23 protein-coding genes, 1 tRNA gene and 1 pseudogene are annotated in these 25,354 nt (G+C 57.4%); 13 read left to right on the top strand and 12 right to left on the bottom strand.

Annotated elements, in window-relative coordinates; translation table 11 throughout:
• Positions 1 to 50 precede the first annotated feature (50 nt).
• The gene (locus ACSQ3H_RS14645) at positions 51 to 671 is read right to left on the bottom strand and encodes a TetR family transcriptional regulator (protein ID WP_436117720.1); all 621 of its coding nucleotides are present in this window, start codon (positions 669 to 671) and stop codon (positions 51 to 53) included.
• A gap of 92 nt (positions 672 to 763) precedes the next feature.
• Between ACSQ3H_RS14645 and ACSQ3H_RS14640 the strand changes: the two genes are divergently transcribed.
• The 3 genes from ACSQ3H_RS14640 to ACSQ3H_RS14630 all read left to right on the top strand — a co-directional run bounded on the left by ACSQ3H_RS14640 (position 764) and on the right by ACSQ3H_RS14630 (position 2,849).
• Complete coding sequence (locus ACSQ3H_RS14640) at positions 764 to 1,609, top strand: NmrA family NAD(P)-binding protein (RefSeq protein ID WP_436117719.1); 846 nt, start codon at positions 764 to 766, stop codon at positions 1,607 to 1,609.
• On the top strand, positions 1,606 to 2,097 hold the full coding sequence (locus tag ACSQ3H_RS14635; RefSeq protein ID WP_436117718.1) for a DUF1772 domain-containing protein: 492 nt from the start codon (positions 1,606 to 1,608) through the stop codon (positions 2,095 to 2,097). Before ACSQ3H_RS14640 ends, ACSQ3H_RS14635 begins: the two co-directional genes overlap by 4 nt.
• A 104-nt stretch (positions 2,098 to 2,201) precedes the next feature.
• Complete coding sequence (locus tag ACSQ3H_RS14630) at positions 2,202 to 2,849, top strand: FMN-binding negative transcriptional regulator (RefSeq protein WP_436117717.1); 648 nt, start codon at positions 2,202 to 2,204, stop codon at positions 2,847 to 2,849.
• Between the two features lie 20 nt (positions 2,850 to 2,869).
• Here the strand turns inward: ACSQ3H_RS14630 and ACSQ3H_RS14625 are convergent, their stop codons facing one another.
• Together ACSQ3H_RS14625 and ACSQ3H_RS14620 are read right to left on the bottom strand one after the other, a co-directional pair.
• Positions 2,870 to 3,889: a hypothetical protein gene (locus tag ACSQ3H_RS14625; RefSeq protein WP_436117716.1), complete on the bottom strand. Its 1,020-nt coding sequence runs from the start codon at positions 3,887 to 3,889 to the stop codon at positions 2,870 to 2,872.
• Positions 3,890 to 3,897: 8 nt separating this feature from the next.
• Positions 3,898 to 5,112, bottom strand: a complete 1,215-nt coding sequence (locus ACSQ3H_RS14620) for a hypothetical protein (protein WP_436117715.1) — start codon at positions 5,110 to 5,112, stop codon at positions 3,898 to 3,900.
• A gap of 13 nt (positions 5,113 to 5,125) precedes the next feature.
• On the opposite strand from ACSQ3H_RS14620, the gene ACSQ3H_RS14615 reads away from it, so the two are divergent.
• Together ACSQ3H_RS14615 and ACSQ3H_RS14610 are read left to right on the top strand one after the other, a co-directional pair.
• A complete protein-coding gene (locus ACSQ3H_RS14615; protein ID WP_436117714.1) occupies positions 5,126 to 5,749 on the top strand; it encodes a hypothetical protein in 624 nt (207 codons plus the stop codon).
• A 227-nt stretch (positions 5,750 to 5,976) separates the two neighbouring features.
• A complete protein-coding gene (locus ACSQ3H_RS14610; RefSeq protein ID WP_436117713.1) occupies positions 5,977 to 6,750 on the top strand; it encodes a hypothetical protein in 774 nt (257 codons plus the stop codon).
• A 23-nt stretch (positions 6,751 to 6,773) separates the two neighbouring features.
• Here ACSQ3H_RS14610 and ACSQ3H_RS14605 read toward each other — a convergent pair whose 3' ends face one another.
• The 8 genes from ACSQ3H_RS14605 to ACSQ3H_RS14570 all read right to left on the bottom strand — a co-directional run bounded on the left by ACSQ3H_RS14605 (position 6,774) and on the right by ACSQ3H_RS14570 (position 16,243).
• The gene (locus tag ACSQ3H_RS14605; protein WP_436117712.1) at positions 6,774 to 6,971 is read right to left on the bottom strand and encodes a hypothetical protein; all 198 of its coding nucleotides are present in this window, start codon (positions 6,969 to 6,971) and stop codon (positions 6,774 to 6,776) included.
• A 246-nt stretch (positions 6,972 to 7,217) separates the two neighbouring features.
• Positions 7,218 to 8,462 carry a Y-family DNA polymerase gene (locus tag ACSQ3H_RS14600; protein WP_436117711.1) on the bottom strand — a complete coding sequence of 415 codons (1,245 nt, stop codon included), beginning with the start codon at positions 8,460 to 8,462 and terminating at the stop codon, positions 7,218 to 7,220.
• A 159-nt stretch (positions 8,463 to 8,621) separates the two neighbouring features.
• Positions 8,622 to 10,412, bottom strand: coding sequence for a single-stranded-DNA-specific exonuclease RecJ (recJ, locus tag ACSQ3H_RS14595; protein WP_436117710.1), 1,791 nt, complete (start codon positions 10,410 to 10,412; stop codon positions 8,622 to 8,624).
• Between the two features lie 76 nt (positions 10,413 to 10,488).
• A complete protein-coding gene (locus tag ACSQ3H_RS14590; protein WP_436117709.1) occupies positions 10,489 to 11,097 on the bottom strand; it encodes a hypothetical protein in 609 nt (202 codons plus the stop codon).
• Positions 11,098 to 11,250: 153 nt separating this feature from the next.
• A complete protein-coding gene (glpX, locus tag ACSQ3H_RS14585; RefSeq protein WP_436117708.1) occupies positions 11,251 to 12,240 on the bottom strand; it encodes a class II fructose-bisphosphatase in 990 nt (329 codons plus the stop codon).
• Positions 12,241 to 12,417: 177 nt separating this feature from the next.
• Positions 12,418 to 13,734 carry a homoserine dehydrogenase gene (locus ACSQ3H_RS14580; protein ID WP_436117707.1) on the bottom strand — a complete coding sequence of 439 codons (1,317 nt, stop codon included), beginning with the start codon at positions 13,732 to 13,734 and terminating at the stop codon, positions 12,418 to 12,420.
• A gap of 72 nt (positions 13,735 to 13,806) precedes the next feature.
• On the bottom strand, positions 13,807 to 15,024 hold the full coding sequence (locus ACSQ3H_RS14575; RefSeq protein WP_436117706.1) for an LL-diaminopimelate aminotransferase: 1,218 nt from the start codon (positions 15,022 to 15,024) through the stop codon (positions 13,807 to 13,809).
• A gap of 859 nt (positions 15,025 to 15,883) precedes the next feature.
• Entirely contained in the window at positions 15,884 to 16,243 is a 360-nt protein-coding gene (locus tag ACSQ3H_RS14570) for a hypothetical protein (RefSeq protein WP_436117705.1), read from the bottom strand.
• A 118-nt stretch (positions 16,244 to 16,361) separates the two neighbouring features.
• Here ACSQ3H_RS14570 and phaC point away from each other — a divergent pair, with 118 nt between their 5' ends.
• From phaC to ACSQ3H_RS14530, 8 genes and pseudogenes are all read left to right on the top strand, one after another.
• Entirely contained in the window at positions 16,362 to 18,182 is a 1,821-nt protein-coding gene (gene phaC, locus ACSQ3H_RS14565) for a class I poly(R)-hydroxyalkanoic acid synthase (RefSeq protein WP_436117704.1), read from the top strand.
• A gap of 250 nt (positions 18,183 to 18,432) precedes the next feature.
• Positions 18,433 to 19,749: a D-Ala-D-Ala carboxypeptidase family metallohydrolase gene (locus ACSQ3H_RS14560; RefSeq protein ID WP_436117703.1), complete on the top strand. Its 1,317-nt coding sequence runs from the start codon at positions 18,433 to 18,435 to the stop codon at positions 19,747 to 19,749.
• Positions 19,750 to 19,895: 146 nt separating this feature from the next.
• Positions 19,896 to 19,970 (top strand) — tRNA-Glu (locus ACSQ3H_RS14555).
• Positions 19,971 to 20,585: 615 nt separating this feature from the next.
• Positions 20,586 to 21,287 (top strand): DNA/RNA nuclease SfsA, encoded by a 702-nt coding sequence (gene sfsA / locus ACSQ3H_RS14550; protein ID WP_436117702.1) that lies wholly within the window; start codon positions 20,586 to 20,588, stop codon positions 21,285 to 21,287.
• A 17-nt stretch (positions 21,288 to 21,304) separates the two neighbouring features.
• A complete protein-coding gene (map, locus tag ACSQ3H_RS14545; protein ID WP_436117701.1) occupies positions 21,305 to 22,135 on the top strand; it encodes a type I methionyl aminopeptidase in 831 nt (276 codons plus the stop codon).
• 13 nt (positions 22,136 to 22,148) lie between these two features.
• Positions 22,149 to 22,952, top strand: a complete 804-nt coding sequence (gene radC / locus ACSQ3H_RS14540; RefSeq protein ID WP_436117700.1) for a RadC family protein — start codon at positions 22,149 to 22,151, stop codon at positions 22,950 to 22,952.
• A gap of 73 nt (positions 22,953 to 23,025) precedes the next feature.
• A pseudogene (locus ACSQ3H_RS14535) lies at positions 23,026 to 23,858 on the top strand (AraC family transcriptional regulator).
• Positions 23,859 to 23,968: 110 nt separating this feature from the next.
• A complete protein-coding gene (locus ACSQ3H_RS14530) occupies positions 23,969 to 24,688 on the top strand; it encodes a 3-keto-5-aminohexanoate cleavage protein (RefSeq protein WP_436117699.1) in 720 nt (239 codons plus the stop codon).
• A gap of 10 nt (positions 24,689 to 24,698) precedes the next feature.
• Here ACSQ3H_RS14530 and ACSQ3H_RS14525 read toward each other — a convergent pair whose 3' ends face one another.
• Positions 24,699 to 25,343, bottom strand: coding sequence for an HD domain-containing protein (locus tag ACSQ3H_RS14525; protein WP_436117698.1), 645 nt, complete (start codon positions 25,341 to 25,343; stop codon positions 24,699 to 24,701).
• Positions 25,344 to 25,354: the final 11 nt, after the last annotated feature.

Below are 25,354 nucleotides of genomic sequence, written 5' to 3'. Positions count from 1 at the left end.
ATAGCAGGTTAACTGGCGATACCATTGCGCGGGTAGAAGCCCTTATCAACTCACCCCTCCATCATTTCCCGCAGCACCATGCGCTTGAAATGTTCCGCCAGTGCGTCGCCCTCCTTGCGCTCCACCGAGATCGCAAGGCGCATTGTCGCCTCGCCCAGCTGCATGATCAGGAAGCTCGAAGTCTCAAGCTCCGCGCGGTCAGCACCGGGATCGACCCGCCCCCGTGCCGCCGCCAGCACCGCGCCGTTGATACGGCTATCGGCAAGATCGATATCGCGCAGCGCCTTGTCCGCCTGCGTCCCCGACCAGATATCGCGCATCACCGGCTCGGCCAGGAACATCGCGTAATAGACATCGATCAACTCGCCGAATGCCCGCTGCAGGCCTTCCCTGTCGCGCACATCCTGCAGCCCTTCCGCGATACACTGCTGGCCGAGCACATTGTAGCGTTCCGCCAGCGTGCGGATGATCGCGCCCTTGTCGGGAAAGTACTGGTAGAGCGAGCCGATCGAAATCCCCGCCATTTCCGCCACGTCGCTCATGCGCATGGCATCGCTGCCGCTCTTCTCGATCAGCGTCGAGGCGCAGCTCAATATCCGCTCCACCCGCTCGCGACTGCGTTTTTGCGTCGGCTCGCGCCGTATGCTCTCGACCGGTGCAATCTCATTCATGAGTATTCCTCACATTTCGCTTGACTCCTATAATATGAGCATTTATCACATTTGCAAATATGAGAATTACTCATGTTTAAGAGGAGATGAAAATGACCACCTTCCGCACCTCGAAATTCCCCGTCCTTGTCATCGGCGGTACAGGCAAGACCGGCCGCCGGGTCGCGGAGCGCCTGACCGCGCAAGGCGTCCCCGTCCGCATCGGTTCGCGCAATGCCAGTCCCGCCTTCGATTGGGAGAACCCCGAAACCTGGGCGACCGCCCTTGAATGCGTCTCGGCCGCCTACATCACCTATTATCCCGACCTCGCCGTCCCCGGCGCTGCCGAAGCGATCGGCGATTTCGCCCGCCTCGCCATGCGCAAGGGTGTCAAGCGTCTCGTCCTGCTCTCGGGCCGCGGCGAGCCGGAAGCCCAGCGCGCCGAAGCGATGCTGCAAGCCTCCGGCGCCGATTGGACCATTGTCCGCGCCAGCTGGTTCATGCAGAACTTCAGCGAAAGCATGCTGCTCGGGCCGATCGTCGCCGGCGAGATGGCGCTGCCGGTCAGCACTGTGCGCGAACCCTTCGTCCATGCCGATGATATCGCCGATGTCGTCACCGCAGCGCTCACCGACGACCGCCATATCGGCCAGCTCTATGAGGTCACCGGCCCCCGCGCCCTGACTTTCGCCGAAGCCGCGCACGAGATTGCCAAGGCCACCGGGCGCACTATAAATTACGCCACCATCAGCCCAGAGGAATTCATGCAGGGCCTCGAACAGGACCAGGTGCCAGCCGATATCTCCGCCCTCGTCAACGAGCTCTTCACCGTGGTGCTCGACGGGCGCAACGAATATCTGACCGATGGCGTGCAGAAGGCGCTCGGCCGCGCGCCCCGCGATTTCACCGCCTACGCCCGCGAAACCGCCGCGACCGGCATCTGGGAGGGCGCACAATGATCGCCCTCATCCCGCTTCTCACCCTCATTGCAGCGCTCGGCAGCGGCCTGATGGCCGGCCTGTTCTTCGCCTTCTCGAGCTTCGTCATGACCGCGCTGGCGAAGCTGCCGCCGGAACAGGGCATCGCCGCCATGAACTCGATCAACGTGACCATCCTCAACGCCACATTCGGCCTCGCCTTCTTCGGCACGGCGGTGCTCTGCCTTGGCCTTGGCATCGCCAGTGTCCTGCGCTGGGCCGAACCGGGCTCGGCATGGCTTCTTATCGGCAGCCTGCTTTACCTTGCAGGTGTCATCGGCGTCACCATGGCGTTCAACGTCCCGCTCAATGATGCGCTCGCCGCCGTCTCGCCAACAAGCCCGGAAGGCGTCGCCCTGTGGACCCGCTATCTCGCCGAATGGCTGCCGTGGAATCATGTCCGCACCCTGGCCAATATCGGCGCGCTTATCGCCTTCATCCTCGCCTATGGCAGACAGGCCGCCGCGTGAACCCCGACCAAGGCGAAGCGCCCGCCGCTTCGCCGCATCCCCTCGCCTTGTGCAAATCCCGGCCCTGAGGCACACTCCGGCGCAAACTGCCAAGGAGCAACCACATGTACCAGCCGCCGCATTTCCGCGAGGAGAGGCTCGAAATCCGGCACGCGCTCATCAGGGCGCATCCGCTCGGCCTGTTGATCAACAGCGGCGAAAACGGCCCGAACGCCAATGCCATTCCCTTCCTGCTCGATGCGCAAGCCTCACCCAAGGGCACGCTGCACGCCCATGTCGCCCGCGCCAATCCGCAGTGGCGCGAACTCGCCACAGACGGCCGGGTGCTCATCGTCTTTCAAGGCCCGCAGACCTACGTGTCGCCCTCCTGGTATGCGACAAAACAGGAAACCGGCAAGGTCGTGCCCACATGGAACTATGTCATCGTGCAGGTGCGCGGCACGGCGAGGATCATCGAGGATCGCGACTGGCTGAAACACCATGTCTCGCAGCTCACCGCCCGCAACGAAGCGCCCCGCGCCGCGCCATGGACCGTGGATGACGCCCCGGAAACCTATATCGACGCGCAGCTGAAAGGCATTGTCGGCATCGAGATCGAAATTGCGCAGATCGAAGGCAAGTGGAAAGTCAGCCAGAACCGCCCGGAAAACGACCGCACCGGCGTCGCGGATGGGCTTGAGGCCGAGCAGGATAATACGGAAGCGCGGGCGATGGCCAAGCTGGTGCGGGGTGGCGGGTCAAGATCCCACTGAGTACAGCCGATTCATCGAATTCAAAGGTTTGTTGGCCAAATCGGTCGTATCGCAGACTTATCCAAAAGCGTGTAAACTGGTTCAGCGTCGTGTTCAACAAGCGGGCTAAAACTGCCGGGGTTTCGAGCATAACGGTCAACCCAGAGGTCAATGGAAGCTCGTTTCAAATCAACTAAGCAGTTCACCATCTCCACCCCCTCCTCAGTGCGGCGATACAGCGACTGCGAATTGTTTGGCCAATGGACTGCGAATCCGCACAGTAGGTCACGTTCATCAACCAGTACTTCCATCAAACCCTTATAGTGGCTGTCATACGGGATTGCCCTGCTTTTCTGCATACCCCATACCTGCCGCGCCGTCATTTCCGCTTGAAGATAGGCTGCAATGAAGGCTTTCGCCTTGGTGATCAGCGCATCGAGTTCATCATAGTTGAGCTTGAAAGCACTGGTCCCACTTATACCGCTTCTGCTTCGAAAATCCTCATCAGTTAGTATAAAATCTGAGTGTTGCACGGCGTTGCGCAACTGACTGTTATAAAACTCATCATAAAGATCACCAACGGCCAGTCCAACATCGTTGGAAAGCGCCTTAATAATTTGAATCTTTCTTCCGGTGCGGATCCCATTTTTTCTGAAGCTCTTCTTTTCTTTCTCGGTCAGAAGATCGAAAAATGGATTGGGGCTAAAGCCCTTGCCCAATTGAAACCTAAGTAGATTGGTGATGACTTCATAGGGTGCATCCATCACTACAATGTGGCTGTATAGAAGTAGCCCTAGCCGCCACATCGTCCTCTCGCTATCGGGAAACTTCTTCTTCGGCAGCTTGACCTTCATCAATCTGTTGAGATCATTTAGAATGTGCCGGCTCTCCGCATAAGGGTCCCAACCCTTGTCTTCCATGCCGAGTACCCGCAATAAAGATGCAAAATAGCAAATGATGTCGTTGCTGATTGGATCAGTTGGAAGGAACAATGGTTGGAAGACTTTGAGGTATCGTTGCCGATGTCCCGCGAAGATCGCTTCGGGATCAAACTCTGTCATCTTTTCCCCTAAGCGGAATCGTTTAATGGCATTATATCGTTATCCGTCAAGGCAGGATGTCTTGATTCCAGCCCTAACTCTTCGCCGAGAAGTCGGGCCATTGTTAGGAGGCGGGCGAAGCAGTCAAAACCGAAGTCGAGGGCATCCTCATGCCGGCTCAGCGAAAGGAACCGCTGAAGTTCGTCCATATCTCGCCGAAACGAAAAGCCGACCGCAGTTCCTTGCTCGATCTCCTTCAGCTCCGCTATATCATCATAGAGCGGATAGACGGCTCGCAGGATCGGGCCAAAGACGCCGATCTCTTCTTTGAACAGGACACTGTCACCGACGATCGGATTGCTGGTTCCCATGCAGTGAAGTGCGACAGCACGATATGTCGACATTCGCGATAGCAACAGATCTGCACTTTCCTCATCAAACATCGAAGCAGTCACGAGCTGCGCAAATGCCGACTGTTTCCTTACCATAATCTTCGGCTTGAATTTCTTAGTGCTAAATACCCCGACCTCACCAATCAGCATCAGGTATGCGACCGAATTCACGGCGTCGCGCAGGCCATACAGGGAGTCGAGCAATGCGGCAAACTCGGTGCCGATATTGACTGTGTGCTTGTTCCGGACACAGTGGCCCTTCTTTGGCGGGTTGTCTGCCAAAGTGTTCAAGAAGGAGAAATACGCAATGAAGAGTTTCTCGAATCGCCTCAAAGAAGTTCTAGTCTGAGTGACCAAGCGCCTGACCAGCCCCTCCTCTGCACTCATGTCCCGCTCGTGCAGCACGTGACTTACGCCCGACCAATAAAACTCCTGGCTGAACGCCAGGCATTTTCCATCAGGCCCGAAGGCGCGCAGGGCAAGAATGTCAGAAATTGGGTCGTTTAATTCATCATCGTTGTAGCATTTCGAGCGGGCGAGAATCCGGATGTTGCGGTAGTCGAAAAGCGTGGCGCCGATCTTCCGGTCATTCAGGCTGAAATGCGCCTCATGGCCTGGACTCATGCCGATCGCTTGGCACTTCCCATTCACATCGACGATCAGCTTGATGCCGCCGCTCAGCCGGAAGAGATGCGCAGGTGGGGTCAATTGGTACCGTTGCGGATCAGGATTCCCCGTGTTTTCCATAGCCCCTCGATTCAGCCGGTTGCAGCTTATCACATAGCCGGCCACCGCAAGCAGAGCCGCACGCTTGCCAATTCCGATAACATAGCTCTGAATGGTTGAATACATCGGGAGGGGTGCGATGGGATCTTTAATACTGCCAGACGATTTTGAAGTTGCGCCTGGTTACAGGGTGAGGGCCTGGAGACAACTGGCCCTAGATGACGCAATCCACTACGTCGAAGACTGGAACAAGGCCGTCAAAATACTGGAAACACGTATCCGCAGCCGCTTCTTGGAACCGGCGCAACTTCTAATCGAAAGAGAGAAAGGCAAGGAACGGGGAACAAACGGGTTTGCGATACTCGCCATTGACTTTCTGGTTATCGAAACGATTCAAGGTTTCAAGAGTGGCCGAACGAGCCATAAGAATCAGAGCATGAGTCTATTCAAGACGTTTCTAACGGGATGGGACGCATTCAGGGCCTGCGTGCCGGCCGACATGAATGCGGACGATCTTGCGGTCAGCGTCTATGAACAGGGCCGCTGCGCGCTACATCATACTGGATCAACAGACCGTATTATCGTCAAAAGGAGCGGCCCGATGTTTGTCTTCCATGCCGATGGCCGCATTGAGCTCAACCGCAGCGTACTCCACAGGGAGTTGGCCAAGGCGTTCGATAGCTATATTGCCGACCTCAGAGTTCCGCAAAATGCGGACTTAAGAAAGAAGTTCAGGAACAAGATGAACCACATCTCTACCTAACGCCCAATAGATGTCGAACTGAAGACGCTGTAGTTAGCCCCCGCAGACCCAACAAGATGGGAGTAACTTGGTGAATCGACTGGATGTCCGCTTCCAGTAGCCTTTCTGCCAAAACCACGTAGATTGCTCGCCGGGGAATACCATCGGTTGTATCGGTTTCGCTGCGTTTGCGCCTGTCAGCGCGCAAACGACTTGCCACCGAACAAACCGTCTGGCGGGAGATGTGCATGCTTTTGGAGCTGTTTATCGGTGCCATTTTCGTGGGCGGGACGATCACCCTGATGCTCGCATCCTATTTCCTCATGCGGTGGTTCACAGGCAGTGAGGCTGACGTTCATGAAAAGGATCTGGCGAGTTCAGTCATCTTCCGCATTTCCGCCCTGCATGGGCTGATCCTGGCGCTGGTCTTTGCGCAGGAGATGTTCAGTTACCAGCAATTGAGGCTTCAGACCGCTACCGAGGCCAATGCCATCGCCGATATCTATTTCGATGCCGGGCGTTATGGCGGTGGCCACAATGTGGCAGTCCAGAAGGAGTTGAACGATTATATCCGGGTCGTCGTCGACAAGGAATGGCAGGAGCTCGGCGAAACCAATCGTCTGTCGCCGGAGGCGTGGGCGCAGTGGGATGCCGCCTATAACGCGGTGCTCGATCTCGTTCCAACCAACCCGCGCGAGCAAAGCCTGCGCAACCATATGCTGGACCGGATTTATCTTATCTCCGACAGCCGCACCAAGCGCGAGAGCACTGTTGCCGATTCGATGAACGCGATTTTCTGGTTCGCCGCCCTTTCTGGCGTGTTCTTCATCGCGCTGGCCTATTATTCCTATCCGCCGCGGAGCCGAAATATCCTGCTGATCTCGATGTTCGGCGCCTATACGGGCATCATCCTGTTTCTCATCTACGCTTTCTCCAACCCCTACATCCAACCGGCGGAGCTCAGCCCGGGCCCGCTTCTGCGGCTGCAGCAGCAGATCGCCGCCCTGCCGCCGGCGAGTTGAACCTCGCCCCATTCCGCATGATTTCAGTGCCGGATGTTCTGGGTCTCGTCGTGTGTCCTGTTGCTGCTGCGAAGGGTGCAATCATAGTAACCGGAGGCACAGGAGCGGGCCGGGTTCATGAAATAATTTTCCACACGGGACTGCCAGTTATTGCGCGTGCTGTTGCAACCGGCAAGCATGGATAAAGCCACAAGGGCGGCAGCAATTTTGACAATTCCCATATCTGTCTCCTCTTGTGCGGATCGGATTCGCATCCGCTTTAGCATGGCGACTGCGCTTTGACATCGGCTTTTGCCGCGATTTGTCTGCCGTCCACCTTCCTCCCTCATGGTGAGCTTGTCGAACCACGCACAGCCGTTTTGCGTGGTTCGACAAGCTCACCATGAGGGAGGAAGGTGCATTGCATGAGGGAGGAACAAGCATTGCACGAGAGAGGAAGGAGTATTGCACGGGAAGGAACCACGCCCTCAAAAATCCTCCGCCTCCGGTATCCGCCCAAACGCAATCTTCGAGCCGATATAATTGCCCGGTCCGTTGTTCGGGCCGAGGTTGAGCGCCTTCGATCCGTGCCGCACGCGTACCTTATCGAGCATATCCGACACCCGCTCCCACTGGCCGCGCTGTTTCACACTCACGCCTGTGTCGAACAGGTCGCGGCTCGCCTCCTCTTCAGCCGACAGATCATGCAGCACCACCGTCACATTGCTGATATTGCGCATCTCACCCGCCGCAATCATTTTCGCGTGCAAATCATTGAGACAATTTAGAAAAGTGTGATCGTCACGCGCCGGACGGAATTGGCCTTCCAGCGTCACGCGGCTGTCGCGCCGCGAACCAATCGTATAGCTCATCGCCCCGGCGCGGTAATGCGAGCGGCGCAGGCGGCGTGCGGCGCTGAGCGCCAGCAGCCTTGCGCATTGCAGCACCTTTTCCGGCGCGCGCCAGTCCGGCGGCAGATTGCGGCCATGGCCGAACATGCGCTTGACCGTCTCCGGCTTTTCCACCGCATAGCCATGCAGCGCCGCAACGAAGCGCTCGCCCTCGACGCTGTTCCAGATGGCGCGGGCGTGCTTTGGCGCGAGGTCCCACAAGCCTCTGATGTCACGGACGCCAGCCTCGCTCAAGCGTGCCGCCATGCCCTTGGAGATGCCCGGCAAGTCGCGCAATTCGAGATCGAACAGGCGTCCCGGCAAATCGTCATGGTCGAGCAGCACGAAACCGTCCGGCTTGTCCATTTCCGCCGCGATCTTGGCCAGGAGCTCATTGACGGAAATGCCGATCGAACAGGTGAGGATCGGCCCGATCTCGTCATGCAAGGCACGCTTGATCCGCGCCGCCAGTCCCGGCGCGTCGCGCGCTTCCGATTGCAGCAGGTTGCAACTCACCTCGTCGATGGAGCGGACGGCGGCGATCGGCACGCAGCGCTCTATCGTCTCGAGGATGCGATTATGCAACTTTACGTATATGTCCGGTCGTGCCTCGATGAAGACGATATCCGGACATTTCTCCTTCGCCTCACGTACCGATGTGCCGGTCTTGATACCGAAGGGCTTCGCCTGCCGGCTGGCGGCGATGACACTCGTATGAGGCGAGTCCAGCGGCACAACTGCAACCGGGCGTCCTTGCAGCGCCGGATTGAGCTGTTGCTCGGCGCTGGCAAAGAAGCTGTCGAAATCCAGATACAGCTTTTCAGGATGGGTCGGTTTACGCATGTTCAAAAAGTTCTCAGCTGAGAACAAAACTAGAACACGGATCGCAAAAAATTGGAACAGGATTCTGCGGAAAATGAGGATAAGTTTCGCCGATTCCTGCACAAGAATCTGCGAAAATGGCGCAAGAATCTTCAAAAATGGAAGACGAATCCGGCGATCTCACACAGCTTTAGCCGCGTCGAGGATGCGGAATTGCGTGGTGGTGGAGCCGTTCCAGTGGTTGAGCGCGAGGTTCCCCGCCACATGCAGCGACTGGCCTAACTGGTTGAAAAGAAAGTCCCCAAGCGGGCTGCCGACGGCCCGGAAGGCGATTGCATTGATGCGTTTGCCGTCCGCGCCTTCCAACGTCGCCTTGACGTGCGCCGTGCCAACCGTTCTCGCATCAACCAGCCTGTGATGCGGCAAAACCAGTACGGGCTGCGGGTGTCCGGAGCCATAGGGACCCGCCCTTTCCATGGTATCGTAGAGCGGCACGGTCGTCCCCGCGGCGCTCAACGCGCCGTCGATGGCGAGCGACGCGTTGCCGCGCAATTGCCCGACAATTTCGCTGGCGCTTTCCTCGAAAAACGCCCGTAAAGCCCCCATTTTACTGCGTTCCACGGTGATTCCGGCCGCCATGGCATGCCCACCACCCTTGACCAGAAGCCCCCGTTCGACGGCGTTCCGCACCAGTTTTCCAAGGTCAAAACCATTGATCGAGCGGCCCGAACCACTGCCTGTGCCGTTGGCGTTGAAAGCTATCGCGAAGGCCGGACGCCGGGTTCGCTCCTTCAGCCGCGCTGCGATCAGCCCGACGATGCCGGGGTGCCAATCGTCGCTGGCAGTGACCAGAACCGCAGGCCCGGATCCAGCGGAAAGCTCGACCATCGCCTCGGCCTCCGCCTGTTCCAGCATGATCGTTTCCATCGCCTGGCGTTCCTGGTTCAGCCGGTCGAGTTCCTCGGCAATGCGCATCGCTTCGTTCGGATCGTCCAGCGTCAGCAGCCTTGCGCCCAGCCCGGCATCGCCGATCCGCCCGCCGGCATTTATCCGGGGACCCACTAAGTATGCGAAATGAAAGGCATTTAACGGTTCACCGATGCGCGACACCCGCGCCAGCGCGGCGAGACCAGCGTTTTGCTGAGCTCGCGCAACGAGAATACCCTTGACCACGAAAGCCCGGTTGAGCTCCTTCAGCGGCACCACATCGCACACCGTCGCCAGCGCCACGAGATCGAGCAATGACAGGAGATCAGGGGCGAGAACACCCATGTTGACGTGCTGCTCGCGCAACACCCGCGACGTCTGCACCAGCGTCAAAAACACCACGCCGGCGGCGCAAAGATGGCCCTGCCCAGACAGATCATCCTCGCGGTTCGGATTGACCACCGCATGCGCGGCAGCCGGCAATTCGCCGCCGACCTGATGGTGATCGAGCACGACCACATCGGCACCGGCTTCCTTGGCCGCCGCAATCGCCGCCGCACTGTTGGTGCCGCAGTCCACCGTGACGATCAGCGACGCCTGTTGTGCCAGTTCCTGCATGGCTGCTGGATTGGGGCCGTAACCCTCAAAAATCCGGTCGGGGATGTAAATCCGGTTGGCAATGCCATAATGGGTGAGGAAGCGCGACAGGATCGCCGAAGAACAGGCGCCATCCACATCATAGTCGCCGAAAATAGCGACTTTCTCTTTGCCCGCGATCGCTTTGGCGATGCGCTCCGCCGCCTTGTTCATGTCGGTTAGAGAAGCAGGATCAGGCATGAGGCTCTTGATCGTCGGCTCCATGAAGGCAGCCGCCTCGTCCAGGCCGACACCTCTGCCCGCCAAGACCCGCGTCACCAGGTCAGGAAAGCCGTGGTTTTGCGCCATGGCCAGCGCTATATTGGCCTCGCGCTGCCCCAGCCGGTCGATCCATTTCAGACCGGTTGCCGATTGTTCAACGCCGAGGAAAAGCCGTTCAGGTATCATCGACCCGTTCAATCATTCGGCGGCAATGAATGCAATGCTTCGAAAGGCGTATCCAACGGCAATCGCGAATAGTTGCTCAGTTCCCGGGTGGTAATGCCAGAGCGCTTACGGTGGAGGCAACGGACGACGCGAAGTCTGTAAGCTGGCGATCCACGAGTTCTTTTGAACTGAGCCTGTAGTTGATGACGGGCTGGATAAGCATGTAGCGGCCAAGCACGCCCGTTGCGCAGACCAGAAAATCATCCTTCTTCTGCGGATCATCGGAACTGACGCAGGCCATCGCCCGGTTGCCATAGCTCACATTCGTCCGCTGCGCGATCTGACCGGGCTGGGTGCTGTGGTATTGGAAGGCCTGGTCGAGAAGGCTGCGCACCACGGGATCGTCCGGTCCGTCCCTGACCGGATAGATGCCTGGCACATTGCTGGCCCTTACACCATTGATCGATACGATAGCACGTGCGTCCAAGCCGCCATATTCGATGGTCGCACTGAAGTTTTGGGGATCGCTGTTGCGACTGATCACGGTGAACGGGCCGGATGTGTCGGGCAGACTGATCAGAATGTCACCTGAGCGATAGCCCTGAATAAGGTCCGGGTCGGTTTCCTGCGCATGCAATGGCGAAATCTGGGCCAGACCCAAGGCTCCCGACAACGCGCAACTGGCTATTCTGTGCTGGATATTCATGGCTGTCCCGACCGGAATAAATCCCTCTAAAACCAAAATAGCAAAAATCCTGTCGTTCCAATAGGGTACAGAGACATTTGTCAGTAAACAGCCTTAAAAAACAAACTGCCGGCTCTTTCGAACCGGCAGCGGAAGACTTCGACACAAACGTTCCTACTGGAACTTGGTCATATCCTGATGCTTCGCCTTGATTTCGCGCACAGTCTGCGAGTGCGAACGCATGACCACTGTATGAGTCTGGATATAATCGCGTGCGAATTTCACACCGGAAAGCATATTGCCGTCAGTAACGCCTGTTGCGGCAAAGAGTACGTCACCTTTGGCCATCTCTTCCATCGTGTAGATCTTCTTCGGATCGCTGATGCCCATCTTGGCGGCGCGGGCAATCTTGTCGTCACTGTTGAGCTGCAGACGGCCCTGCATCTGGCCGCCGATGCAGCGAAGCGCCGCAGCTGCCAGCACGCCCTCGGGCGCGCCGCCGATGCCGATATAGATGTCGATGCCGGTTTCATCCGGATCGGTCGTATGGATCACGCCAGCCACGTCGCCATCGCCAATCAGCCGAATGGCAGCGCCGGTCGCGCGTACTTCCTCGATCAGTCGGGCATGACGCGGCCGGTCCATGATGCAGGCCGTGATTTCATTGATGGGCACGCCTTTGGCTTTTGCCACCGCCATGATGTTTTCTATAGCAGGCGCGTCAAGATTGATGAGACCGGCGGGATAGCCGGGTCCGACGGCGATCTTTTCCATGTAAACGTCGGGCGCGTAGAGAAGATTACCCTTTTCCGCAATGGCAATGACGGCGAGCGAGTTCGGCAGGTTCTTGGCGCAGATTGTCGTGCCCTCCAGCGGGTCGAGCGCGATATCAACTTCGGGTCCGTTGCGCGTGCCGACTTCCTCGCCGATGTAGAGCATCGGCGCTTCGTCGCGCTCGCCCTCACCGATGACGACAGTACCTGCGATTGGCAGGCGATTAAGCTCCTGACGCATCGCATCGACGGCCGCCTGATCCGCCGCCATCTCATCGCCGCGTCCACGCAGACGTGCCGCAGCAACAGCAGCGCGCTCGGTTACACGCACGAGTTCGAGGGTTAAAATACGATCGAGGCCTACATCAGTCTGGTCGGAAGTTTTCAGCATAATAATTCCTGCGTTCGTGTGGACGTGCCATATTCCGGATGAATACAGCCCTCCTAGCATTGCTATGCAAACCTTTTGTCAAAGTCGAAACGCAGCGGCAAGAGCAGACGGACAAGAAAATCCTCTTGTCGAAAAAGCTAATCGATTAAACGGCGTAGACGGAGTTTCTCTGACTTTTCAGCCTGCCCGTTCGATACGGATCATCTGTGGTTTGTCGGTCGCATGCCCGTCCTTGACGATGCCTTCGAGCGCCTTTTTTACTGCCGCCTCAGTCGTCTCGTGCGTCACGAGAATAACTGTCTTGGTCGCTTCCGGCTGGTTGCTAGCACTCTGCCGCTGCACGATCGATTCCAGGGAAATATCATTGTCAGCCATGCGTTTGGCGATGGCGGCAAACACGCCGGCTCGGTCATGCACGGTCAGGCGGATGAAATAGCCACCCTCATGCGCGCGCATCTTGGCGCGCTTGTAGGGCGCGAGCGCCTTGGCGGGCGTGCCGAAGACAGGCCCATGCTGGAAACCCGGGCGGCTCTTCGCAATATCGGCAAGATCGCCAATGACCGCCGACGCCGTTGCCGCGCCGCCTGCGCCAGGACCCGACAGGAGCAGTTCGCCCAGCAGATCGGTCTCTATTGCCACGGCATTGGTCACACCATGCACCTGCGCGATGACAGATTCGACTGGCACCATGGTTGGGTGAACACGCTGTTCGATGCCGCTCTCTGTCTTGAGCGCGACGCCAAGCAGCTTGATCCGGTAGCCGAGCTCGTCAGCCGCCTTGATGTCGGCCAACGAGATATTACTGATGCCTTCGAGATAGATATCGTCAGCGGAGATCTGCGTGCCGAAGGCCAGACTCGTGAGGATCGCCAGCTTGTGCGCCGTATCATTGCCCTCGATGTCGAAGGTCGGATCGGCCTCGGCATAGCCAAGCCGCTGCGCATCGGCGAGGCAATCCTCGAAGGATATGCCCTCGTCCCACATGCGCGTCAGAATATAATTGCAGGTGCCGTTCATGATGCCGTAGACGCGAGAGACTGTATTGCCGGTCAGGGATTCGCGTAAGGCCTTGATCACCGGAATACCGCCAGCAACAGCGGCTTCGAAGTTCAGAAGCACGCCCTTGTCTTCGGCGATCCTGGCGAGCGAAACACCGTGCTTGGCGAGCAGCGCCTTGTTGGCGGTGACCACATGACGGCCGGACCTGAGGGCGGCTTCAACCGAAGCGCGTGCGGGTCCCTCATCTCCGCCGATCAGTTCAATGAAAACATCGATCTCGTTGGATTTGGCCAGCGCAACGGGATCATCGAACCACGTTGCGGAGGAGAAATCGACGCCGCGGTCGCGCTTGGCGTCCCGTGCTGAAACGGCGGTGACGACGATTTCCTTGCCGCACTGACGGGTGAGCATTTCGCCCTTGTCACGCAATATTTTCAGGACCGAGGCACCAACAGTACCCAGTCCGGCGATTCCCACGCGCAGCGCTTCGCTCATCGTTTGATTCCCTGAATTTATATTGATGCGGCGCCGAAAGGCGCCGCAGATTCCGGTGTCGGCAGCGTCGGATCAGCGACGTGCGTTCAACGAAATGACATTGTGCAGCTTGTCTTCTGCAGTTGACAAAAACCGCTTGAGATTGCGGGCCGCCTGACGAATGCGGTGTTCATTCTCCACCAGCGCGACACGAATATAATCGTCGCCATGCTCGCCAAAACCGATACCAGGCGCAACCGCAACATCCGCATGTTCGATCAAGAGCTTGGAGAATTCCAGCGAGCCCAGGCTGCGGAATTTCTCCGGGATGGGCGCCCAGGCGAACATGGTGGCTGCCGGTGCCGGAATATCCCAGCCGGCACGGCCGAAGCTCTCCACGAGCACATCGCGCCGATGCTTGTAGATATTGCGAACCTCGGCGATGTCCGAGCCATCACCATTCAGCGCAGCGGCGGCGGCAACCTGGATCGGCGTGAACGCGCCATAGTCGAGATAGGATTTGACGCGCGTCAGCGCCGAAATGAGCCGCTCGTTACCGACGGCAAAACCCATGCGCCATCCGGGCATGGAGAAGGTCTTCGACATGGAGGTAAATTCAACCGCGACATCGATTGCACCCGGCACTTGCAGCACAGATGGGGGCGGCGCTCCATCGAAGTAGATTTCCGAATAGGCCAGATCGGACAGGATGATGATTTCATTCTTGCGGGCAAAAGCCACCACATCCTTGTAGAAATCCAGCGACGCGACGTGCGCGGTGGGATTCGACGGGTAGTTAAGAATCAACGCCAGCGGCTTCGGAATGGAATGGCGTACCCCGCGCTCCAACGCCGGAATGAATTGATCATCGGGCATTGCCGGTATCGAGCGGACGACACCGCCCGACATGATGAAGCCGAAGGCATGGATCGGATAGGTCGGGTCAGGGCAAAGCACCACATCGCCGGGAGCGGTGATGGCCTGCGCCATATTGGCGAAGCCTTCCTTGGAACCGAGCGTCGCCACGACCTGCGTGTCGGGATTGAGTTTCACGCCGAAGCGGCGGTCGTAATAGGCCGCCTGCGCGCGCCGCAAGCCTGGGATACCCTTGGATGAAGAATAACGATGGGTGCGCGGATCCTGAACGGCCTCGCACAGCTTGTCGACAATGCCCTGAGGTGTCGGCAGATCGGGATTGCCCATGCCGAGATCAATAATGTCCGCACCCGCCGCTCGCGCGCTTGCCTTCAGGCGATTGACCTGTTCGAAAACGTAAGGTGGCAGGCGGCGAACTTTATGAAATTCTTCCATAGGGTTGGGTCCGGTTAAAAAGGGTTGGATATGCGGGTGCGCTATACACCCAAATGGCACGATGGTCGAGCAATCATTGCGCGTATCTGATCGTTATGTCCCTCCTTTGCCACGCCCGCTTTTGCGTCTGGCCATTGAATGGTGGTGGGAAGACGGGCGGTCGTCGAAGCGCGTCTTGGTAGAATAAAAATGCGATCCGAAGACCGCCCGTCCGGCGTTTTTTGATCCCGTCCGTTCCGCGTCGGAAACGCCAGCGGCCAGGACTGCGCCCAGCCAATCTGCCGCCCTCACAGTGCTCGTCCAGCACGCACCGGCCTTAGTACCGGCAGGGGAACCCTTGGACAGAACTTCCCCGGACGGCGGGTCCGTTACCCGCCATCGGAGGCACCGATCCTCTCCCCACTTCGAACGGCTCCGGAAGCAGTTCCCCATGGAAAGGACCGGGTTAGAATAACCGAGGTTTGGAGAGCGTGGATAAGTTGCCACGATTATTTTTGATCTGAGGGTGCTGATTTGCCGGATGGCAATGCTGCTGTGCGTGGTTCGACAGGCTCACCATGAGGGAGGTGGGCTGATTGCAAGGAGTCAAGATCTGCAAGGTTGGCGACTATCCATGCAATCCTCAATTTCCCTCATGGTGAGCCCCGTCGAACCACGCACAGCAGCATTGCCATCCGGACAGGCAGGGCAGTCGCCACCCTTCAATGCTGAAAAATCGAACAGAAGTGCCTTTGCCCCACTCCCCTGTGGGGATGCAGGGCAAGAATGTACCGACACTCGATCAGAAGCTAAAACTTATCCACGATTTCGGCGCGATCCAGTGCGCAAAAGAGAACGTAACAGGCCCTTGCCAACAAGATTACTGGGGTGTGGACGACGACTTCCCCTCAATCTCCTTCAGATCAGCTTCCTGCTGCTTTTTGAGCAGCTGCATCTCGGCCTGCCTGCGAGCTGCGACGGCTGGATCTGAGGACGGACCGGCTTGACCAGCCTTGGCTACGGAAAGCTTTGAACGCAGTGCGTCCTTTTCTTCCGGCGTGAACTGCGTGGTTTCGCCCTTGGGGTCAGGAGTGAAGTGTGGAAAGGTGCCAGTGTTTACCGGCCCGGTCAAAGGCGAGTTCGACATGGGTGCAGGGGGCGTATTGGCGCAAGCGCTCAAACCCGCAATCAGAATGGCGCCAACAGAGAAGCGCATAATGTTTTTGACCGAAATGTTCATTATGTGTCCTGACTGCGAAAAACGATTTCATCATTGTCGTAACAATTGCACGTTAGAGGGATAGCACCGATTTATGATATGATGTCAATATCGCGCATCGATGGGAGCGAGCGACTGCATGGATAATCAAGGCGATAAGAGCGGCAAGACCCCGAACCTTGATAATTATGTCGTCAAGGATCCGGAAGCCTTTGCGCGCAATGTCGCCCACATGATCGAGCAGGCCGGCAAGGCGGCTTCCGCCTGGGTCGAACCGCGCGAAAAGGGCCTGAAGCGCGACACGCTCGCCGATCCCGTCACTGATGTGGTGAAGACGCTCTCCAAGGTTTCGGAATATTGGCTTTCCGAGCCGGCACGAGCCCTCGAGGCCCAGACCAAGCTTTTCTCCAGCTATATGGTGATCTGGTCCAATTCCATTCGCCGCATGAGCGGTGAAGAGGTGGAGGACATCGTCACGCCGGACAAGGGCGACAAGCGTTTTACCGACGAGGACTGGGGCAAGAACGCCTTTTTCGATTTTCTCAAGCAGGCCTATCTCGTTACCGCGCGTTGGGCTGGAGATCTCGTCGAAAACGCCGAAGGGCTCGACGATCACACGCGGCACAAGGCTGCCTTTTACGTCAAGCAAATCACCACGGCGGCGTCGCCAAGCAATTTTCTCCTGACCAATCCGGAACTCTACAAGGAAACGGTTGCCAGCAATGGCGAGAATCTGGTTCGGGGCATGAAGATGCTCGCCGAAGACATTGTCGCCGGTGGCGGCGATCTGCGCCTGCGCCAGTCCGACCTGACGAAATTCGCGCTCGGCGAGAATGTCGCCACCACACCCGGCAAGGTCATTGCGCGAAGCGAAGTCGCGGAAATTATTCAGTATGAGCCGGCGACCAAGGAGGTGTTCAAGCGCCCTCTCCTGATTTGCCCGCCATGGATCAATAAATTCTATATTCTCGACCTGAACCCGGAAAAATCCTTCATCAAATGGGCCGTGGAACACGGCCATACGGTTTTCGTCATTTCATGGGTCAATCCCGACCAGCGCCACGCCATGAAGGACTGGACGGCCTATATCAATGAAGGCCTGCGCTTTGGGCTCGACACGGTCGAGAAAGCCACCGGCGAAAAGGCCGTAAATGCGATCGGGTATTGCGTTGGTGGTACTTTGCTCAGCGCGGCCCTGGCGCTGTTTGCCAAGGAAGGTGAAGAGCGAATCAAGAGCGCCACGCTGTTTACGACGCAGGTGGATTTCACCCATGCTGGCGATCTCAAGGTCTTCGTTGACGAAGACCAGATCCGGGCGCTGGAAAACGCCATGTCGGCGGAAGGGTACCTTGACGGCACGCGCATGGCGACGGCGTTCAATATGCTGCGCTCCGGCGATCTGATCTGGCCCTATGTGATCAACAACTATATGCGCGGACGCGATCCGGTGCCGTTCGATCTGCTTTACTGGAACGCCGACGCCACTCGGATGAGCGCAGCGAATCATTCCTACTATCTGCGCAATTGTTATCTCGACAATAATCTGGTGCGCGGCATGATGAAGCTCGCGGGAGAAAACCTCTCGCTCGGTGATGTCAAAATCCCGATCTACAATCTCGCCGCCAAGGAAGATCATATCGCTCCTGCGCTTTCCGTCTTCACGGGCTGCCGTTATTTCGGCGGCGACGTTACGTACGTCATGGCGGGTTCCGGCCATATTGCAGGCGTGGTCAATCCCCCCGCCAAGAACAAGTATCAATATTGGACGGGGGACAAGCCAGTCGGTGCATTCGATGAATGGCTGGCGAAGGCGGCTGAGCATCCCGGTTCCTGGTGGAATCATTGGGAGAAATGGATCGAAGCGCAGGACGGAGCGCGCGTTCCCGCGCGCATACCCGGTGAAAATAACATGGAAATTCTAGCCGAGGCACCGGGAAACTACGTTCGCGTCAGAGTTTAAAACACGCGATTCAGCCGTATGGGGAGCGGTTACGAAGACTTAACGACAATGGCAAGAAAGTGGCCGATCACGTTTTCGCCTTATTCTAGCTATACTTGAAGCCTTGTGCAGATGACAAAAGTTCACTAACTCTGACGAATCTCTGCCGGTGTTATTTGCACTTCAATAGAACTTCGCGAGCTTTCTGCTCTTTCAGAAGCGGACCGGACTGAACACTACAGGGGCCGGAAAAGACGAGACGGGGGAATCGTTGAAATTACTGCCAGCTTCAGTTTCTGCCCTTCGGGCGAGTACGGTTGCATGCGTCATTGTGCTTTCCGCCATGGCAGCTACATCGTGCACCTCGACAGTCTCGAGCCCCAGCGTTACTGCTGCGCTGGCTCCAGGAAGCGATGCGAAGCAAACGACTGACAACGCCATGCCGTCGGGCGGCGCGCAAGCGGTAACCCCCGAAGCGCTGGCCCTGGCCGGACGCACCGAAACAAATGCGCTTCAGGCTATCAAGCAAGCTGCCAAGCCGACCGACGGTAAGACTGCTTCGGTAACCACCGCAGCAGAAGCGCAAAAAGGCACGGATCAGCAAACCGCGGTCACAGCTACTCCGACAGAGCCCAAGCCCCCCGTCAAAACGTCACTCTTCGGTTCGAGCGCTCCGGCCATTACAGAAGAGACGCAGGTTGCAAATGCGGCAACAGTTGCCGCGCCGCCCGTCAAGACGTCTCTGTTTGGAAATCCGATGAGGGGCGAAAGCGACACACAGCCGAAAAAGGCGCCACAGCAGGCTACCGAGGCTCCGGCGGATAATCCAGACAATGCCGAGGCCAAGGCCAATCAGGCGCCTGCGTCTTCTGAGCAAGGCATTGCGCCTGAAGCGACGCGCCCAGTAACGTCGGCGAAGAACAACGGCGCGCTGATGCGGCTGTTCTCCAACAATCTTTCGAAGCCGGCCGGAAAGCGCCTGATCGCCGTTATCGAACCAAAATCACAACCTAAGCTTCGCGCTGTCAATACACCTGTTCAGACAACATCGGCGCTCCCCGCTGCCAGCTCATTCGCCAGCCAGACCCAATATGTATCATCCTCGCTCCCCGGCGTACGGCCCAACGCCGGCATCCAGATCATGCAGCGCGACAGCCTTTATGAGGATGACGATGTTGAAGCCGCCGCCGCTCCTGTGATTTTGGCTTCTGCTGCAGGCCTCGCACGCTTGGCGCCGAACGGTCTCAAGGTGCAGCGTGAAGGCGTTCAGGTCGCCTGTCTCAAGCCACAGCTCGTTGCCATGCTCAAGACCCTTGAGCGCCGGTACGGGAAATCGGTGATTGTAACATCCGGCTATCGCAGCCCGCCCTACAACCGGCTCGTCAACGGTGCAAAGGCTTCGCTGCATATGTCCTGTGCAGCAGCGGACATACAAATTCCTGGGGTTTCAAAGTGGGATTTGGCCAATTTTGCCCGCTCCATGCCCGGCCGTGGTGGCGTTGGTACCTATTGTCACACCGAATCAGTGCATGTCGATATCGGCCCGACGCGCGACTGGAACTGGCGCTGTTCACGCAGGGCCGGTTGAATTTGTCCGTTCAAATACTGCTCCCGGTTAACGATAAGCATAGCGGCGCGGGCCATGGGCGGCACAAACTTCACTTTTTCGAAAAAAGAATGCTTTATGGGCTTGCGGCACAAAAACTGTTTCACTATAAGCCGCTTAACCGAGCGGCGCCCATCGTCTAGCGGTTAGGACGGCGCCCTTTCACGGCGCAAACAGGGGTTCGATTCCCCTTGGGCGTACCAGGTTTTCCCTAGAAAATTCAATTACTTGCCTGTAAGAGCTCTCATCGCAGGATGTTTGCTTGCAACAGAAAACGGCCAGCTTTGGGTAGGCTGGCCGTCCGATTTCCTATTGCTGCAACCTAGTTGGCTGGCGCTGGTTTTGCAGGTTCCGGGGCGGGTGTTGCTGGTGCCGGAGCAGGTGTTGCCGGTTCAGATGTTGTCGCGGGCGGCGTGGTAGTACCTTCAGATGGTTTGTTGTCACAGGCTGTCAAACCAAATGCAGCGAGAGCAACAAACGGTAGGAAAAACTTGAGTTTCATCACGTCTCCTCCTGATGAGTTTCGTCCCTTTGCGTAGAATGTGACACTCTTGCAGATTAGAACAGCCCGGTTTTTTCAAGCTTTGTCACCGCCTGTTAGACAAAGTTATGAGACCCGAATCGGCAGCTGACCTATTATCGGAGTACTGCCACATCGGTTTGCGGCAGTAGGGTCCAGTTCAACCTCCAAGCTGGCCCGATTCTCCCACCCCAGAGCATACTTAACCTGCCTTTCAGAGGCAGGTTTTTTTATATACGAGCGATACTCCACGCGTCACGATATTGTCCCCGCCAGCCATGTCGGTTAAATCTCGCACATGATCTTCGCTTCCCCTCTCGTTACCGGCCGGCTGGTCCAGCGTTACCAGCGCTTTCTCGCCGATATCATTCTCGATGACGGCAAGCCAATCACCAGTTCGGTTCCCAATACCGGCTCTATGCTGGGTCTGACGGATCCGGGCATAAAGGTATGGCTATCTCTTTCGGACGGATCGAAACGCAAATATCCGCACACTTTGCAGATGGTTGAGACGCAAGGCGTCATGGTCGGCATCAACACAGGCCTGCCAAACCGCATTGCCGAGGAAGCGATCCTGTCGGGTCTGCTGCCGTCATTGAGCGGCTATGGCGAGCTCAAGCGCGAGCAGAAATACGGCCTGAGTTCGCGCATCGATATCCTGCTGCGCGATCCGGATCGCCCCGATGCCTATGTCGAGGTCAAGAACGTGCATTTTTCAAGGTCCGCCGGGCTTGCTGAATTTCCGGACTCCCCCACGGTACGCGGCGCGAAACATCTGGACGAGCTTGGCAACATGGTTGAAAATGGCCATCGTGGTGTCATGCTCTACGTCATCCAGCGCGGAGACTGTGACCGTTTGAAAATCTGCGGCGATCTCGATCCTGTTTATGCCGCCGCTTTCGAACGGGCGATGCGGCGCGGGGTTGAAGCTTATGCAGTAAAATGCCACATCACACCCACAGGTATCGCTGCGATCAGCACGATGCCGATTATCGATTGACGCCAACCGGAACGAACATGGTCACCTATCTCGACGCACAGAGCGCGCCCTTGAAAAATACCGGGCAGATCAGGCTTCACGGCCCGGAGGGGTTTGAAGCCATGCGCAAAGCGTGTCTGTTGACGGCACGCTGCCTCGATGAGCTTGCATCGATCGTTGCGCCGGGCGTGACGACCAACACCATCGATCGTTTTGTCTTCGAGTTTGGTGCGGATCATGGCGCCTTGCCCGCAACGCTGAATTATCGCGGCTATACGAAATCCAGCTGCACCTCGATCAATCACGTGGTCTGCCACGGCATCCCGGATGACAAGCCGCTGCGAGAAGGCGATATCGTCAATATCGATGTGACCTACATCCTTGACGGCTGGCATGGCGATTCAAGCCGCATGTATCCGGTCGGTGAAATCAAGCGCGCCGCCGAGCGGCTGATGGAAGTCACCCATGAGAGCTTGATGCGCGGCATTGCGGCCGTGCGTCCCGGCGCGCGAACCGGAGCTATTGGCGCGGCCATCCAGACCTATGCGGAATCGGAGCGTTGCTCGGTCGTACGCGATTTTTGCGGCCATGGCGTTGGCCAGCTTTTCCACGACGCGCCCAACATTCTGCATTACGGTACGCCGAATGAAGGCGTCGAGATGCGCGAAGGCATGATCTTCACCATCGAGCCGATGATCAATCTCGGCCGCCCGCATGTGAAGGTATTGGCCGATGGCTGGACGGCCGTTACCCGTGACCGCTCGCTTACCGCGCAGTACGAGCATACGGTCGGCGTCACCAAGGATGGTTGCGAAGTCTTCACCCTCTCGCCGGCCGGTTTGTTCGCGCCTGGCTTGAAACTCGAATAGGACAACAAGGTAGATGAGCGAAGAAAAGCCCGAACCGACTTTCTTCCTCAACGAAACCTCTGCAAAACTCTCAACCAAACAACCACCCGTTGGAGCCGATGGTGCCGTGCGCAACGCGGAGCAGAAGATCGATCCTGAAGAGGAGCCTCCGCATTACCTCGGTCATCGCGAACGGATGAAAGAGCGTTTCCAGAATGTCGGGCATGCGGGTTTTGCCGACTATGAAATGCTGGAGATGCTTCTTTATCGATCGATCCGCCAAGGTGACACCAAGCCGCTGGCCAAGGCATTGATCGCCCGTTTTGGCTCCCTGGCCGAAATTCTCGGTGCTCCCGAACATCTCCTTATGGAGGTGAAAGGCTGCGGCCCGGTCACAGCTTTCGACCTTAGATTTGTCTCCGCCCTCACCCATCGCATGATCCGCAGCGACATCCGCGAAAAGACGGTCCTGAGTTCATGGAGCAGGGTGATGGATTATTGCGTCGCGGCAATGGCCTATGAGCCACGCGAACAATTCCGCATTCTGTTTCTCGACAAGAAGAATGCGCTGATCGCTGACGAGGTTCAGCAGGTCGGCACGGTCGATCATACGCCCGTCTATCCGCGTGAGGTTATTGCGCGGGCGCTGCAGCTTGCCGCCAGCGGCATCATCCTTGCGCATAACCACCGTTCCGGCGACCCTACCCCTTCCAAATCCGATATCGACATGACCAGGACCATCGCCAATATCGGTGCGCAAATGGGTATTGTTGTGCATGATCACATCATCATCGGCAAGAACGGCCATGCCAGTCTCAAAGGTCTCAAACTTTTCTGACGTAACCGCAAACATAATCAAATGCGCCATGCGAAAAGCCCTTACTTCGATAGCTGCTTCAATGGAGGTTTGAATGAATCCGGTTGAAAAGGCGATCTGGTTTATCGAAGGGCATTTTGCCGAAGACATCACGCTCGATGATATCGCGGCTTCGGTCGGGCTGTCGCGTTTCTATATGTCCCGCGCCTTCGCTGCCGTTACAGGCTGCTCGGTCAGCGGCTACATGCGTGGCCGCCGGCTGACCGAAGCCGCGAAGATTTTGTGCAACGGTGCTCCCGATATTCTCTGCGTCGCTCTCAATGCCGGTTACAACTCCCATGAAGCATTCACCCGGGCCTTCCGCGATCAGTTCGGCCTCACGCCCGAACAGGTCCGCGCGCAAGCCCATGTCGAAATATCCCATTGGTGGAGGCTTTAAAAATGGACGAGTCACTTGTGATCAATCTGGAAACACCCCGCACTGAGAATGGCAGGCAGTTGCTCATTGCTGGCATCGGGGCGCGCTACAATTGTGAAAGCAGCAAGGCAATCCCGTCGCAATGGCAGCAATTCAATCCTTACGCCGGTCATGTATCAGGTCAGGTCGGCGACGTTTATTATGGTGTCTGCTGCAACAGCGACGATGAAAACAACTTCGATTACATCGCAGGCGTCGAGGTCACGGATTTCTCCGATGTTCCGGACGAATTCAGTCGCGTGCGTCTTCCGGCCCAGAAGTATCTGGTCTTTACCCACAAGGATCACATCTCGACGATCCGAAGCACAATGATGACCATTTGGGGCAAATACCTGCCGGAATCCGGTCATGACGTCGCCGATGCCCCCAATTTCGAGCGCTATGGTCCGGAGTTCGACCCGCGGACCGGAAATGGTGGTCTGGAGATATGGATCCCCATCAAGAATTAATCACGTGGTAGAGCGGCGACGGCACGCCGCCGCTCTACGCTGCTGACATAGCCTTGTCAGCACGAATTCCGCTATGATCATTCCACTAAAATCTGATCGGAGCGCAAATCATGCTGCAAGCCTGCTTGAACGGCGGACGAACCCGGGACTTCCATGCTGCCCTACCTTTTACCGCGGTGGAACTTGCCCGTGATGCGGCGCGAAGTATTGCCGCGGGTGCGCAGGAACTACATGTGCATCCACGCAGTGCGGATGGCGCCGAGAGCCTGGAGCCCGATGACGTCGCCCAGGCGATCCTTGCAATCCGCAGCAGTGTCCCCGGCGTCCCTGTCGGACTTTCCACCCATTGGCGCATTCCGCCCGGAGGCAAGGCTCGGCAAAAGCTGATTGAGCAGTGGACTGTGCTGCCGGATTACGTTTCCATCAACCTCATCGAGGAGGACGCAGCGGAAATGATCTTGCTCGTCTTGGGTAAAGGGATGGGCGTCGAAGCAGGCATATGGTCTGTGAGCGATGCGGAACGCTTTATCGCTCTGCCCAACGCTGCAAAATGCCTGCGTGTATTGATCGAAATCAATGAGCAGGATGCCGAAGAAGGTCTCTCCGTCGCAACCGGTATCATATCCGTTCTCGATCAGGCTAATTTCTCGCTTCCCATTTTGCTGCACGGCGATGAAGCCAGCGTCTGGCCGATGTTCAAGGAAGCCATGGCGCGAGGCTATGACAGCCGCATCGGGCTGGAGGACGGCAATCTCCTGCCTTCTGGTGTATTGGCAAAGGACAATGCCGAGCTCTTGCGTGCAGCCATGATGATGCAAAAGCCCGCCTGATCGCGATAGCCTAAATTTCATCGAGGAACTCGTCAAAGAACCGGCGAAGCCGCTCTTGCCGCATTTGCGCGATCCTTGCTCCCGCCTCCGTATTAAAACCTGCTGCCAATTTGAAAAGCTTGGTTTGAAAATGATCTATGGCAAAGCGCTTGTCGTCAAAGGCACGATCGAGCGCCTCCGGATCAGCCGGATCATAAAGCCCGCTGCCCATTCTGCCTGCAATGTAAAAACATCGCGCAACGCCGACCATGCCAATTGCATCGAGCCTGTCGGCGTCTTGCACGATTTTCGCTTCGAGCGTCGTCGGCTTAACACCGGCAGAAAAACTGTGCGCCTCAATAGCATGTGTTGTGACCGCAAACTGCCACGACGACCAACCGAGACCAATGAGAACTCTGGAAGCTTTTTCCGCAGCGAGTCTGGAAGCCTGAGCACGCAACGGTGAATTCTTTTCAACCCCAACGCAATCGTGCAGGATTGTGGCCGCCACCAATATTTCCTGATCACCCCCTTCCATGGCCTGGATAGCCCGGGTGTTTTTCCACACGCGCAAAAGATGCGAAAGATCGTGCGAACCATCGCTCGAGCCATCGAGCGTGTACGGCAAAAGGCTCTCGGCAAGAGTTTGGTACGGTGCAAACGCGGCAATGGTCATATCGCGCAATC

It is taken from the genome of Phyllobacterium sp. LjRoot231, from assembly GCF_964253365.1.
Classification (GTDB): domain Bacteria; phylum Pseudomonadota; class Alphaproteobacteria; order Rhizobiales; family Rhizobiaceae; genus Phyllobacterium.
The sequence above is the reverse complement of the archived record's forward strand: the minus strand, read 5'-3'. Positions and strand labels throughout refer to the sequence as shown.